Here is a 15,313-nt window from a genome sequence, read left to right as displayed (position 1 = left end):
TTTGCGTCTGTCGGTCTGTCCAGTAAGGGGCACGGATTCCGTGCCGGTGCATTTCATTCTTTACTGGGCGTCAGATGAACACACACGAGGGACACCGCAGCCGCCGCCAGGGCGCTGCCGTGCAGGCGAGGAGCTTCCGGATTTCGCCGCTGGCACAGGCCATGGCGCTGGCGCTGGCCGCCGGCGCGGCCGCCGCACCGGCGCATGCGCAGCGCGCCTTCAGCCCGACCTGGTTCAACGCCAAGGGCGCGGCGCAGGCCACGGCCACGGCCACCGGCCTGATGCCCAACGGGCTGCCGGCGGCGAACCTCACGAGCCCGCTCGCGCAGCAGCAGCGCGCCAGCGAGCAGCTGCAGCAGTCGATCGGCAACCTGAACCTGGCGGCACGCGGCATCGCGGCGCAGCAGGCGGCACAGGCGGCCGCGCGGCGCGCCGCGCAGAACGACCCCTCGGTGCCCGACGGCCTGGCCGAAGGCGGCCTGAAGGTCGATACGAATGCGTTGACCGCCGGCTGGTCGAATGCGCGCGCGCTGACCGGTGATTCGCAGCGGCAGGTCGACGGCCGCACGGTCGTCACGGTCGAGCAGACGGCCGACAAGGCGATCCTGAACTGGGAGACCTTCAACGTCGGGCGCAACACCACCGTGGCCTTCGCGCAGCGCAAGGACTGGGCGGTGCTCAACAAGGTGAACGACCCGCTGGCGCGGCCTTCGCAGATCCAGGGGCAGATCAAGGCCGACGGCACGGTGATGGTCGCCAACCGCAACGGCATCGTGTTCAGCGGCAGCAGCCAGGTCGACACACGCAACCTCGTGGCCGCAGCGGCGCAGATCGACGACGCGCAGTTCCAGGCCCACGGCGTGTACGCCAACGGCAGCGCGCCCAACTTCAAAAACGCGCAAGGCCGCGTCGAGGTGCAGGCCGGTGCCAGGCTTTCCACGCCCGCACCCGCTTCGGCCACGCAGGGCGGCGGCTATGTGCTGCTGCTGGGCGCCGAGGTGCACAACGCCGGCGAGATCGCCACGCCCGGCGGGCAGACGATGCTGGCGGCGGGCGACCACTTCACCATCCGCAAGGGCGTGGGCACCGACGGCAACCTGGGCTCGACCACGCGCGGCAACGAAGTCGCGGTCACGCTGGACACGAACAGCCCGGCGGGCACGGTGCGCAACACCGGGCTGATCCAGGCGACCACCGGCGACGTCACGCTGGCCGGGCGCGAAGTGGTGCAGGGCGGCGTCGTCCTTTCCAGTACCTCGGTCAACACACGCGGCACGGTGCATCTGAACGCGACCGGCGCCACGGGCCAGGTCCGGTTCGGCGAAGGCAGCACCACCGCCATCGTGCTCGACACCGGCGGCGCGACCGCGCTCGACAGCCAGCGCGCCGGGCTCATGGCGCCGGCGGTCCAGCTGGGCACCGGCAGCATCGTGCTGGCGGGCAACGACCGCCGCGACCTGTCGCGCGTCGAAGTCGCCAGCGGCGGCACGGTCGAGTTCCAGGCCGGCTCGCTCACGCTGGCCACTGGCGGCCAGGTGGTGGTCGACGCGAAGCAGCGCAGCCTCGTGCGCGAGGGCGCGCGCATCGACGTGTCGGGCGCGGTGGGCGTGAAGCTCGCGATGGAATCCAACAACATCAAGATCAACGTGCAGGGCAACGAGCAGCGCGATGCGCCGCTCAACCGCGACAGCAAGAACCTCAACAACAACGACCTGTGGATCGACCGGCGCTCGCTGGTCTTCGTGCCCGGCGGCACCGGCGGCTACCAGGGCGAACGCTGGTACACCGGCGGCGGCCTGCTCGAGGTGGGCGGCTACCTCGGCACGCAGGCGCACGGCGTGGGCGAGTGGATGGCGCAGGGCGGCGTGGTGGGCTTCAGCGGCGGCGAGCTGGTCACGCAGCGCGGCGCGAGCATCAACATCTCGGGCGGCACGCTCGACGTGCTCACGGGCAAGCTCAACCAGAGCTGGCTCAAGGGCGCGGACGGGCGGCTGTACGAAGTGTCGAAGGCGCCGGGCGACCTGCGCTACACGGGCGTCTACAAGGGCTTCGAAGACGAACACGCGCGCTGGGGCAAGAAGACGACGGGCTTCTTCTACAACCCGCTGATCGGCCCGCAGACGCGGCTGGAAAGCGGCTACACCGTGGGCCGCGACGCCGGCCTGCTGATCGTCGGCACGCAGGCCGCGGTGCTCGAAGGCGAGATCGTCGGCGAGACCTTCCAGGGCGAGCGGCAGACACAGGCGCGGCAGGCCGGGCTCGACGGCTACCAGCAGTCGGCCGGCGCGGTGGCGCAGCGCGGGCAGCTCGTCGTGGGCCGCTACGACGCGTACTACGACAAGGCGGGCGGTGCGCTCCACCGGCGGCTCGATGCTGCGGGCATCAAGAACGTGGTGTTCGGCGACACGGCCGAAGGCATTGCGGCGGGGCTCGACCTCTCGACGGTGTTGCCCGCCGAGCGCCGCGGCACGCTGGTGCTCGATGCGGCGCAGCTCAGCGGCTTCCGACTGGGCGCGGTGCGCATCGCGGCCACCGACAGCATCGCGGTCGACAAGGCGCTGCAGGTCGGCGACGGCGGCCACCTCGCGTTGTACAGCCCGAACGTGAAGGTCAACGCCGACCTCGTCGCGCGCGGCGGCGGCATGCAGCTGGGCAACGTGCTCGAACAGGTCAGCCTCAACTACCTGAAGGACACGAGCACCCTCACCGCGCCCGACGGCGGCACGACCTCGGTGGTGCTCGCGGGCGGTGCGACGCTCGACACCCGCGGCCTGTGGACCCATCTGCTGACGAACCCGGCCGACGCGGGCGGCGTGGCCTACCGCAACGGCGGCAGCGTGTCCGTGCGCAGCACCGGCGACGTGGTGCTGGGCACCGGCAGCGCCATCGACGTCTCGTCCGGCGCGGCGCTGTTGTCGAAGGCCAAGCCGCAAGGCGGCAAGGGCGGCAGCGTCACGCTCGAGGCGGACGGCTTCAACACGGGCAGCGGCCACGTCGCGCTCGACGGCGCGGTGCTGCGCGGCCACGGCGTGGACGGCGGCGGCACGCTGACCGTGCAGACGATGCGCGTCGCCATCGGCGACACCTCGGGCGCGGCGCAGGCCGACACGCTGATGCTCGACGCCGGTTTCTTCGACAAGGGCTTCAGCCGCTATGCGCTCATCGGCAACCACGGCCTCACCGTGGCCGACGGTGCGAAGATCGACGTGACGATGCCGGTGTACCGCTTCGGCGCCCACGCGCAGGACATCGCCACCGGCAGCCGTCCGGCCGACGCGCTCGAGGTGTGGACGCCGCCGCTCTACCAGGAAGACGCCACCAAGGCCGTGCTCACGCAGCGCAAGGGCGCGAGCCTGTCGCTGCAGGCCGGCACGACGACCACGCTCGCCAAGGAGCTGCCGACGGTGCAGGCCGTGGTGGGCAAGGGCGCGGCCATCCACGTCGACCCGGGCCAGGCCATCGAGGTGCGCAGCGCCGGCCAGCTCACGGTGGACGGCACGCTGCGCGCGAACGGCGGGCGCATCGTGCTGAAGACGGTGGACATCACCGACCTCGAATCGGACATTGCCAATGCAAAGGCCCATGCCCGCTCGATCTGGATCGGCGGGCAGGCGGTGCTCGATGCGTCGGCACATGCGGCCACCGCCACCGACACCACCGGCAAGCGCTACGGCCTGGTGCGCGACGGCGGCAGCATCGTGGTCGGCGGCGAGATCGATGCGGTGGGGAGCAAGGCCACCGCGTCGCAGAACTTCGTCGTCGTGCGCCCGGGCGCGCTGCTCGATGCCTCCGGCACGCATGCGGTGCTCGACGTGCCCGGCATGGGCGCCACCGACGTCGCCAGCAACGGCGGCAGCATTTCGCTCGCGTCGTACAACGGGCTGCAGCTGGACGGCACCCTGCGCGCCGTCGCGGGCGGCGAGCGCGCGGCCGGCGGCACGCTGGCCGTGGTGCTCGGCACGCCCGGTCTGCGTCTGCACCTGGACCCGCTGCAGCAGGCGGAAGACCGCGTGCGCCGGCACCGCGTGCTGGTGCTGGGTGTGGAACAAGGCGCACCGCTCGCGCCCGACACCCTGCAGGCCGGCGTCGACGACGGCGCGCTCGCCTACGGCCAGGGCCGACTGGGCACCGACACGGTCCGGCGCGGCGGCTTCGACACCCTCTCGCTGTTTGCCGGCTCCACGCTCGCCTTCGAAGACGGCGTCGACCTGCGCATGCGGCAGGGCCTGCAGATCTACGCGGGCGGCCTCGCGCTCGGCACGAACGCGCCCGACGATGCGCATGTGGCGCTGTCGGCTGCGCACGTGCGGCTGGCCGGCGCGATGCCGTCGTTCTCGCGCGAAGTCCTGAGGGCACCCGTCGCCGAAGGCGGTGTGGTGCGCGTGCCGTCCGGCACCCGCCTCGATGTGGCGGGCGACCTGATCGACATCCGCGACGGCATGGGCTTCGGCGTCAACGGCAAGGTCCCGATGCTCGACAGCGCGAGCGAAGCGCCCACGGTCGACCTGGCCGCCTTCGGCCATGTCACGCTGGCCAGCAGCGGCGACCTGCGCTTTCTGCAAGGCCGGCAGGACGTCGGCGTTTCCACGAGCCTGGTCGTGCCCGGCAGCCTGACCTTGCGCGCCGCGCAGATCTACCCGGCCACGGGCGTGGTGGCGCTGGTGTCCGCGGGCCTGGCGCCGGACGGCACCTACCGGCCCGACACGGTGCTGCGCATCGAGGGCACGGGCGCGACCCCGCAGGTGCCGTACTCGGCCTTCGGTGACCTGTCGCTGCGCGCCGGCGTCATCGAGCAGGGCGGCGTGGTGCGGGTGCCGCTCGGGCAGCTGACGCTCGGCGATGCGCTCACCACGCAGGTCAGGCTGCTGCCCGGCAGCCTCACGTCGGTGAGCGGCGAGGGGCTGGACATGCCCTATGGCGGCACGGTCGACGGCATCAACTACCTGTACGACGGCAAGCAGGTCAAGCTCACCGGCGTGGGCGCGGGCGACACCTACAAGCGCAACCAGACGATCGGCCTCACGTTCATGGGGGCCAGCGTGCAAGGCCAGGAAGGCGCCACGCTCGACCTGTCGGGCGGCGGCAACCTCAGGGGCGCGGGCTTCGTGAGCGGACGCGGCGGTTCGACCGACGCGCGCTTCAGCCCGCTGATGCAGGTCGGCGCCCGCGGCGGCTTCACGCTGCCGGGGCTCGCGACGAACCCGGTGTATGCCATCGTGCCCGGCGTGCAGCCGGCGGTGGCGCCCACGGGTGCAGAGAAGGGCGCGGTCGATCCTCTGGTCGGCCAGCACATCACTATCGGCGCCGGCGTGCCGGGCCTGCCTGCAGGCACCTACACGCTGATGCCCTCGACCTATGCGCTGCAGCAGGGCGCCTTCCGCGTGGAGCTGAACGGCGCGGCCGGCCTGGGCGCGCCCACCGGCACGCTGGCGATGCGCAACGGCTCGTGGCTCACGGCTGCGCAGCTGGGCGTGGGCCGCACCGGCATCGGCGACACGCTGTTCCGTCAGGCGATCGTGACTTCGGGCGAGGTGCTGCGCAGCTACTCGCAATACAACGAGATGGGCTACGGCGACTTCGTGCGCGCCGACGCGTTGCGCGTGGGCGTGCCGCGCGCCATGCTGCCGGCGGACGCGCGCAACCTGCACCTGAAGCTCGCGCCCGGTGCGGGCGCCGAGGCCTTGCGCTTCGACGGCACGGCGCGCTTCCAGGTGGGCGAGGGCGGGCGGGGCGGTTCCGTGGTGGCCACGAGCAGCGAGGAGCAGCTCGGTCTCGAGATCGTCGCGGCCGGCGCGCCGGCGACGGCGGGCTTCCAGGGCGTCACGCTCGATGCGGGCGCGCTCAGTGGCATGGGCGCGTCGCGCCTGGTCATCGGCGGGTTGCAGGGCGCCGACTATGGGCAGAGCGGCAACGTCATCCAGACCGGCGACGGTGGGCAGAGCGTGGTGCTGCGCCAGGGGGCGGTGCTGTCCGCACCCGAGGTGTTCCTGGCCGCGGTGGGCGCGACCGAGGGCACGCCGCTCGGCGTGGTGGTCGAGCAGGGCGCGCGCATCCACACCCTGGGCCGTGGCAAGGCCGCCTACGACGCAGGCGACGGCTTCGTCTACGCCGCGACCGGCCAGATGCTGATGGTCTCCAACGGCCGGGTGAGCACGCTGCCGGTGCCGCAGACCCAGGCCACGTCGGACAACCGCAGCCTGCAGATCGGCGTGTGTGCCAGCGCGTCGTGCAGCGGGCAGACCGAGCTGTATTCCGAAGGGACCATCGCCATGGTGACACCCGACCGCTTCGAGATGAACGAGGCGGTGCGCTACGGCACGCGCCACCTCACGCTGGCGGTGCGCGGCATCAACGTGGGCGACAGCGCCGCGCTGGCCGCCGCCGCGCAGAACCACACGCTGCCGCCTGGACTGGCCATGAGCCAGGCCCTGCTCGACCGCCTGCTGCGCGGCGACCGGCAGTACGGCGCGCCCGCGCTCGAAACACTGGAGTTGAGCGCCAGCGGCGGCGTCAACTTCTTCGGCACCGCGGCGCTGGACACCATCGACCCCGCCACCGGCAAGGCGACGATGGCGCAACTGGTGCTGGCCACGCCTGCCATCTATGGGCAGGGTGGCGCGGACGACGTGGCCACCATCCGCACCGGCCGCCTGGTGTGGCAGGGCGCGACCACGGCGCCGTCGGCCGTGGTGCGTGGTGGCGCGGGCACAGGCAGCGGCACGCTGAACATCGAGGCCGAGCACATCGAGTTCGGCTACGGCCCCCACAGCCAGCCGAGCGGCCTGGAAGACGCGGGTCGCCTGGTGCTGGGCTTTGCCGACGTGAACCTCAAGGCCTCCGAGCGCGTGAGCGCCAACCACAAGGGCAGTCTCTCGGTCTACCAGTCGCAGGGCGCGTACGAAGCGGGCAAGGGCTACGCGTACAGCGGCGGCAACCTGCGCATCGTGGCGCCGCTGCTGACGGGCGAGGCGGGCTCGGTGAACCGCATCACGGCGGGCGGCACGCTGCGCGTGGCCGCACCCGCGGGCGCGCCGGCGGCGGCCACCGGCGATGCCGCATTGGGCGCCGAGCTGAGCCTGCGCGGACACGACCTGACGCTCGACACCGCCGTGGCGCTGCCCAGCGGCAAGCTCACGCTGAGCGCCGAACGCGACCTCACGCTGACCGACCGCGCGCTGCTCGACCTGTCGGGCCGCAAGGTGGTGTTCAACGACGTGAGCAAGTACAGCGCCGGCGGCGACGTGGTGCTCGAAAGCCTGCACGGCAACCTGCGGCAGGCGGCCGGCTCGGTGATCGACATCTCGGCGCAGAACAACCGTGCGGGCACGCTGAAGGCGATGGCGCTCGACGATGCGGCCGGCGCCGTCGATCTGCAGGGCCGCATCCTCGGCGCGAGCAGCGGCCACTACGACGCGGGCGGCACGCGGGTGCCGTTCGCGGCGGGCAGCATGGACGTGCGCGCGCGGCAGCTCGGCGATGCCGAGTTCGCGGCGCTCAACCAGCGACTGAACGATGGCGGCGTGTTCGGCGCGCGCAGCTTCCAGCTGCGCCAGGGCGACCTCGTCATCGGCGACGGCCTGAAGGCCGGCGAGGTGAACGTGTCGCTCGACAACGGCAGCCTCACCGTCACCGGCACCATCGATGCGAGCGGCGAGCGCGTGGGCCGCATCAGCCTGGCCGCGAAGCACAACCTCACGCTGGCCGGCAGCGCGGTGCTCGATGCGCACGGCCGCACGCTGCGCGTGGACAGCCACGGCCAGATCATCGATTCGCCGAACCGCGCGATGGTCGAGCTCACGTCGAACGACGGGCAGCTCACGCTGGCCTCGGGTTCGCGCATCGACCTGCGCCACGGCACCGACGCCAAGGTGGGCGGTGAACCGGGCCAGAACGATGGCAGGGCGCGCGGCACGCTGGAGCTCAACGCGGGCCGCACCGGCGAGACCGTGGGTGACATCCGCATCGACGCCAGCGGCACTCTCGCCATCGAGGGCGCGCGCTCCATCGCCGTGAACGGCATGTGGCGCTACGACGATGCACGCTTCGGCACCGACGCCGCGGCCACCGGCCGGCCCTACCAGGTCATCGACCAGGCGTACCTCGACGCCAAGCACCTGCAGAGCACCGTCTTCATCGACAACGCGCTGGCCAACAGCGCGCTGATGAACGGCAAGCTCGCAGGCCTGAACAACGCGCGCTATGCCGATGCCTTCCACCTGCGCCCCGGCGTGCAGATCGTCAGCAAGACGCCCGACGGCGACATGGTGGTGCAGGGCGACATCGACCTGTCGGGCTACCGCTATGCGAGCGCCAACCCGCACACACCAAAGACCGGCGTGTACGGCTCGGGCGAGGTCGGCACGCTGGCCCTTCGCGCGGGCGGCAACCTCGACATCTTCGGCAGCCTCAACGACGGCTTTGCGCCGCCGCCCGCCACGCCGGACGACGGCGGCTGGCTGCTGCTGCCGGGCGTCAACCTGCTGCGCGGCGACACCGTGCTGCCGCGCGGCGGCGTGGTGCTGGCCGACGGCACGACCTTCGAGGGGGGCGCCGGCACCCTCAACTACGACCTGCCGATCAAGTCGACGGCCTTCGGGGCCGGGCAGGTGATGCCGGTGGCCAGCGTGCTGGCCCAGGCGCTCGAACTGAAGGTGGGCACGGTGCTGAGCGCCGACGTGCGCGACGCCTCGGGCACGCTGCTGTTCGCAGCGGGCAGCATCGTGAGCGGCGCCGACGTGACGCTGCCGGTGGGCACGCGCCTGGGGGCCGGCATGCGCCTGCCGTCGGCGGCCACGCTGTCGGGCGTGGTGTGGCCCAAGGGCGTGCCGCTGCCCGGCAACGGCAAGAAGTTCGTGCTCAACGGCGCCCTCACGCTGCCGCTGGGCGCGCTGCTCCCGGCCGCGACCAACATCAAGCTGCCCGGCGGGGTGACTTCGGTGAACCTGCGCCCGGACGGCGCCGGCAGGCTGTGGGCCGCGGCGGCGATGCTGCCCGAAGGTTCGCAGTCATGGTCGGTGCGGCTGGCCGCGGGTGCGGACCTGAGCGCGGCGGACAACCGCATCGTGCAGGTGCATCCGGCGGCGGGCCGGGGCGACCTGCGGCTGGCGGACAGCCACTACGGCATGTTCGGCAAGCTGAAGCCCGGCGGCGCGGTGTGGAGCGTGGAAGGGTCCATCAACTTCGTGGGCGACGAGAGCATGGCTGGCAAGCCCATCGATTTCGCGGACATCCAGTACCCGGAGCTTTGCGTGGACCTTCCCAGCTATTGCGTCATCGCCGCCCCGGAGTACAGCTACCTGCCGGGCAGCACGCGCTTCAGCGTGGTGCGCACCGGCGCGGCCGATCTCGACCTGCTGGCCGCCGGCAACCTGCGCATGGATTCGCTGTTCGGCGTGTACACCGCCGGCGCCTCGTCGCAGGCCACGCGGGCCGGCGACCCCTACAACCTGCCGCGCGCGGTGGGCGCCAAGGGCACGGTGCTCAACGACGCGAGCGGTGGCTACGAGAAGTTCGTCGATGGCGGCGCGCAGAGCCTGGCACGCGCCTGGTACCCGGCCTCCGGCGGCAACCTGACGCTCCAGGCCGGCGGCGACCTGACCGGCGACATGATGCTGATCTCCGGGGGAAGCGGCTTGGGGCGGCCGAATCCGGCCGACAAGGGCTTCAACAGCGGCGCCATCGGCAACTGGCTGTGGCGCCAGGGCACGGGCGACAGCTTCGGCGGCGCGCAGGACCAGCCCACGGCGTGGTGGATCAACTTCGGCTCGTATGTCGGCACGACCGGGGCGGCCGACAAGTTGCTCGGCTTCACCGGCTTCGGCACGCTGGGCGGCGGCGACCTGCGCGTGGACGTGGGCGGCAACGCGGGCCTGCAGGGACGGCGCGGCGCCAAGACAGATTCGTCCACCGACAGCCGGCGCAGCCAGGGCCTGGTGCTGGCGGTGGGCGGCACCGGCCGTGTGCTGGCCGACGGCAGCCTGAGCCTGACGGGCGGTGGCGACGTGCTCGTGCGCGTGGGAGGCGCCTTCAATCCGCTCCACACGCCCTACGTCGAGGGTGCCGGTGGCGACTCCGACGCCGGGCTCAACGGGGCGATCGTCAACCTCCGGGGCGACGTGCAGCTGCAGGCCGGCACCCTCGGCAGCCTGCCCCGGGTCTATGGGCTCTCCGAGCGGGCGCAGTCGCCCCGCGAGACCCGCGCCTACGACCTCTACACGGCAACCCGCGGCATGGCGCAAGGCGGCATCGTGTTGGCCCCGGGCGATGCGAACTACACGCTCGCCACGCGTGGCGACCTGGTGGTCAAGGGCGTGATCGATCCGACGCGCGTCGACCTCGCCAATGCCACGCCGTTCAGCGCCAACGGCCTGGCAGGACAGGGCCAGAGCTGGTTCACCCTGTGGACACCGCACACGGCCATCCGCCTCTTCGGCGCAGGCGGCAACCTGGTGCCGGTGACGGGTGGCGCGGGCGTGCCCGTGACCGACTCGGCCTTCGTGTACCCCTCGATCCTGAGTGCGGTGGCCGCCAGTGGCAGCCTGTTCTATGGCGATGCGGCGACCTTCGACAACACCGGCACGGGCACGCCGCTGGTGCTGGCGCCCTCGGCCCACGGCATGCTGGAGTTCCTGGCCAGCGGCTCGATCTATGCGGGAGGCAACACCGTGAGCCAGTCGGGCGCGGCGGCCTCTGCGCTGGCGACGCCGCGGCGTCCGGCGTTCCAGGGCACCGCCAGCGACGGCACGGTGCTAGGCAACCTGTCGGGTGGCAACAACCTGGCCGGCGGCGGCGTGCGTCCGCTGTTCGCCTTCGGCCCCAACACTGTGTCGGGTGAAGCGGTGGGCACGCAGCCGGCGCGGTTCTACGCCGTGCACGGCGACCTGGTCGGCGTGAGCAGCGGGCGCATCCTGCGCTTCGGGCCTGACGATGCGACGCGTGCCGGCCAGACCTGGTACGAGGGCGCGCAACCGGTGTGGATGCGGGCCGGGCGCGACATCGTCGCGAGCGGCACGCCCGTCGGGCAGACCGAGGCTTCGAGCGGCGTGGCGCAGACCTACTTCGAGAGCAGCGGCAACCTGTTCGCGCATGCAAGGCCGGGCGACATCTCGGTGGTCTCGGCGGGCCGCGACATCCTGTTCAGCGCCTTCAACGTGGCCGGCCCCGGCACGCTGGAGATCACGGCCGGGCGCGACATCCGCATGGAGAACAAGGCCTCGGTCAGCAGCCTCGGCGCGGTGGTGCCGGGCGACAGCCGGCCCGGTGCGGGCATCGCGATGTTGGCCGGCGTGGGCGCCCACGGGCCCGACTACGCGGGCTTCGCGCAGCGTTACCTCGACCCGGCCCACCTGATGCAGAGCGCCCAGCCGCTGGCCGACCAGGCCGGCAAGGTGGTGAAGAACTACAACCGCCAGCTCACGCTGGGTGACTGGCTGCGCGCCGAGCATGGCTACAGCGGCGACGACAACGGCGCGGCGGCCTGGATGGCGCAGCGGCAAGCCCGTCTCGACGCGGACACCGGCACGCCGCGCCGCGTGCTCGCCAACGACTACCGGCAGGCGAGCCAGCTGTACCTGGTGAACTGGCTCGAAGCCTCGCAGGGCTACAGCGGCAAGGGCGGTGCACAGGAGGCGCTGGCCTTCTTCAACGCCCTGCCGCCGGAGCAGCAGCGCAGCTACCTGCGCGGCGTGTACTTCGCCGAGCTGAAGGAGGGCGGCCGCGAATACAACGACGAGGCCGGCGTGCGCTACGGCAGCTACCTGCGCGGGCGCAACGCCATCGCGTCGCTGTTCCCGGGAACCAGCTACAGGGGCGACATCACGATGTTCGGCGCGGCCGGCATCAACACGCTGTTCGGCGGCGACATCGCGCTGCTCACGCCAGGCGGACGCCAGGTGTTCGGCATCGAGGGCGCGGCGCCCAAGGCGGTGGGCACGCTGATTCCGGGTGTCATCACGCAGGGCGCGGGCGACATTTCTCTGTACGCGCTGGGCAGCATCCTGCTGGGCCAGAGCCGGATCATGACCACCTTCGGCGGCAGCGTGCTGGGCTGGTCGGCCGAAGGCGACATCAACGCGGGCCGGGGCTCGAAGACCACCGTGGTCTACACGCCGCCCAAGCGCGTGTACGACCGTTGGGGCAACGTGGTGCTGTCGTCGGACGTGCCGAGCACGGGCGCGGGCATTGCCACGCTGAACCCGATTCCCGAGGTGCCGGCCGGCGACATCGACCTGATCGCGCCGCTGGGCACCATCGACGCGGGCGAGGCGGGCATCCGCGTGTCGGGCAACGTGAACCTGGCGGCGCTGCAGATCGTGAATGCCGACAACATGGCGGTGCAGGGCAAGAGCACGGGGCTGCCGGTGGTGGCGTCGGTGAATGTCGGTGCCCTGACCAACGCCAGCGCCGCGGCCTCGCAGGCCACGGCGGCGGCGCAGGACGTGATGCAGCGCGAGCGCGCGGCGGCGCGCCAGAGCCTGCCGTCGGTGTTCTCGGTGCGCGTGCTGGGCTTCGGCAACGAGCCCGCGTCCGGCGCGCCCGAGGCCCCCGAGGTGCGGCGCAGGCCGGCGGAGCAGGCGAGCTACGACCCGTCGGGCTTCGTCCAGATGGTGGGGCACGGTGCGCTCACCGACGCGCAGCTGACGCGCCTGAACGAGCCCGAACGGCGCGGCCTGCCGCGCGGCCGCTAGGCGGCGACGCACCATGTCGCACGCCTGCCTGCTGCCCCGCGGCGATGCCGCGGGGACCGCCCCTGCGCCGCCGGACGTCCAGCAACTCCTGGTGGCGCACTACGCGCAGCTGCACCGGCGGCTGTCGCTGCACCTGGGGTGTGCCGACGCCGCCACCGAAAGCCTGCACGACGCCTGGCTGCGTCTGGCCGAGGCCGCCTTCACGGATGCCTTGCACAACCCCGTGGCCTACATCTTCCGCGTGGCTTGCAATGCCGCCATGGACCGCCTGCGCGCCGAGCGTCCCTGGCAGTACACCGGCGAGGCGGACGACACGCTGGCCCAGGTGGCCGATCACGCACCGGGGCCCGAGCTGATCGCCGAGGCGCGCTCCGACCTGAAGGCGGTCGAGCGCGCGATGCAGGGGCTGCCGCACCGCCACCAGGACATCTTTGTTGCCTTGCGCGTGCACGAGCTGACGCGGCACGAGGTGGCGGTGCGGCACGGGCTGTCGCTGCGGCGGGTGGATTCCACGCTGCGCCAGGCGCTGCAGCGCCTGCCGACCGGTCGCCGCTCGGACATGCATGCCTGAGCCGTTGCTTTTGTATGCAATGTTTGCAAATGAAAACTAAAGGCCTATGATGAATTCATCATGGACTCCGCCCGACTCGACCTTCACGTGCCAGGTGGCTGGACGGGATGGTTCGAACTCACGCGCACCCCGAAGGGCACCTACGCCGGCATCGCGGCGTTGAGCCTGGACGGCATTCCGCGCTGCGCGCTGGTCATCACCCAGCAGCTGTCGTGGGACTCGGCCGTGGCGCGCGCGAACGTGCGCGCGGAGCACTTCGTGCGGCAATGGTCCGAGCGCGCGCACTGACGAAGGCATTGGCTGCGCGCTCGCGCCGCGCGTGGTAGAAACCGCCACCCGTGGGCGCGGTCGTGCACCGCGCCGCGCGGCAGCGGCGTTTTTTCTCCTTCGCTCCCGTGCCCTTGCCCTCCCTCTTTTCTGTCGTTCATGCGCAACCTGTCCCCCCGGGCTGACGTGCCGCGCGCCCGGTGGTTCGCCTGGCTGCTGTGCAGCCTGGCGATGCTCGTGCTCGCCGGTTGCGCCGGCCTGCCGACCGAGGTGGTGCGCAAGCCCTCGAGTGCCATCACCGACGGCGCGGACACCGCGCTGGGCCGCCTCGTGCGCGCCGCCGCGCCGCCGGGCGAGCCGCTCAGCGGCTTCCGCCTGCTGCCGATGCCGCAGTTCTCGCTGCACGCGCGCATCGAGCTGGCGCGCCGCGCGCAGCGCTCCATCGACGTGCAGTACTACCTCGTGCAGAACGACGAGACCGGCCGCTACCTGCTGCGCACGCTGCGCGACGCGGCCGACCGCGGCGTGCGCGTGCGCCTCCTGGTGGACGACCTGTACACCGCGGGCGCCGACCCGCTGTTCACCAGCTTTGCCTCGCACCCGAACGTCGAGGTGCGCCTGTTCAACCCGTTCCCGGCCGGGCGTTCGCGCTTCGGCACGCGCTGGGCGTGGTCGATCCTGGACTTCGACCGCGTGCACCGGCGCATGCACAACAAGCTGTTCGTGGTTGACAACACGATGGCGGTCATGGGCGGGCGCAACATCGCCAACGAGTATTTTTTGCGCGACGGCGGCTCCAACTTCATCGACATCGACACGCTGGTGGCCGGCGCGGTGGTGCCCCGGCTGTCGTCGCTGTTCGACATGTACTGGAACAGCCAATACGTCTATCCCATCGAGTCGCTGGTGCCGCGCGGCAACGCGTCGGCGCAGGCGCTGCGCGAGCGCTTCGACCGGCTCACCACGGGGCCCGAGACGCTGCACCCCGAAGAGCCCGAATCGACCGACCTGCTGGGCCACAACCCGCTGGCCAAGGACCTCAACGCCGGCAAGCTCGCGCTGAGCTGGGCCCGCGCCGAGGCGTATGCCGACGCGCCCGCCAAGGCGCTGGCGCCCACCGACGAAGGGCGCGGGTTGCCGGCCGACCAGGCCGCCGACAGCGTGCTCTACAACGTGCAGCGCTACCTGCGCGGCGCGCAGCACGGGGTGCTGTTGACCACGCCGTACCTGATCCCCGGGCGGGGCGGCATGGAGACGATGCAGATCGTGCGCGGCAACGGCGTGGGCTACACCATCGTCACCAACTCGCTGGCGGCCACCGACGAGTCGCTGGTGCACATCGGCTACCGGCGCTATCGCGCGCAGATGCTGCGGCTGGGCGTGGAGCTGTACGAGCTGAGCCCCAAGCGCGTGGAGCAGACGAAGCGCTTCGGCATCTATGGCTCGGCCAGCGGGCGGCTGCACGGCAAGTCGGCCGTGATCGACGGGCAGGTGGTGTTCGTCGGGTCGATGAACTTCGACCCGCGCTCGGCGCTGCACAACACCGAGATCGGCCTCTTTATCTTCAGCCCGCAGATCGCGCAGCAGCTGACCAGCCTGATCGGTTTCATGCGGCTGGACGGTGCCTACCAGCTGCAGCTGGGGCCGCGCGGCGGCATCGAGTGGGTGAACCCGGCGTCGGGCGACGGGGCGGACACCATCCTGCACACCGAGCCCGAGACCCATTTCTGGGCCCGCTGGCGGCTGGAGCTGCTGGCGCCCCTGGTGCCCGAAAGCCTGCTGTAACGGC

4 protein-coding genes are annotated in these 15,313 nt (G+C 71.9%); all 4 read left to right on the top strand.

All coding sequences use genetic code 11. The features are described 5' to 3' along the window. The first annotated feature begins 74 nt into the window (after window positions 1-74). Window positions 75-12,686, top strand: coding sequence for a filamentous hemagglutinin family protein (locus tag AC1RAA_RS07815; protein WP_492727521.1), 12,612 nt, complete (start codon window positions 75-77; stop codon window positions 12,684-12,686). Window positions 12,687-12,699: 13 nt separating this feature from the next. Continuing rightward, the gene (locus tag AC1RAA_RS07810; RefSeq protein ID WP_095745813.1) at window positions 12,700-13,257 is read left to right on the top strand and encodes an RNA polymerase sigma factor; all 558 of its coding nucleotides are present in this window, start codon (window positions 12,700-12,702) and stop codon (window positions 13,255-13,257) included. Between the two features lie 60 nt (window positions 13,258-13,317). After that, window positions 13,318-13,545: a hypothetical protein gene (locus tag AC1RAA_RS07805; RefSeq protein ID WP_070061133.1), complete on the top strand. Its 228-nt coding sequence runs from the start codon at window positions 13,318-13,320 to the stop codon at window positions 13,543-13,545. A 138-nt stretch (window positions 13,546-13,683) separates the two neighbouring features. Then, window positions 13,684-15,309 (top strand): phospholipase D family protein, encoded by a 1,626-nt coding sequence (locus AC1RAA_RS07800; RefSeq protein WP_492727520.1) that lies wholly within the window; start codon window positions 13,684-13,686, stop codon window positions 15,307-15,309. The last annotated feature ends 4 nt before the right edge of the window (window positions 15,310-15,313 follow it).

It is taken from the genome of Variovorax sp. GW823-FHT04F07 (assembly GCF_058795995.1).
This window is presented reverse-complemented; position numbering and strand designations above follow the sequence as displayed.

What these genes read in the sequence shown, in the direction of transcription:
- AC1RAA_RS07810 (WP_095745813.1), top strand. Translation starts at nt 12,700, where the DNA reads ATGTCGCACGCCTGCCTGCTGCCCCGCGGCGATGCCGCGGGGACCGCC.
- AC1RAA_RS07805 (WP_070061133.1), top strand. Translation starts at nt 13,318, where the DNA reads ATGGACTCCGCCCGACTCGACCTTCACGTGCCAGGTGGCTGGACGGGA.
- AC1RAA_RS07815 (WP_492727521.1), top strand. Translation starts at nt 75, where the DNA reads ATGAACACACACGAGGGACACCGCAGCCGCCGCCAGGGCGCTGCCGTG.
- AC1RAA_RS07800 (WP_492727520.1), top strand. Translation starts at nt 13,684, where the DNA reads ATGCGCAACCTGTCCCCCCGGGCTGACGTGCCGCGCGCCCGGTGGTTC.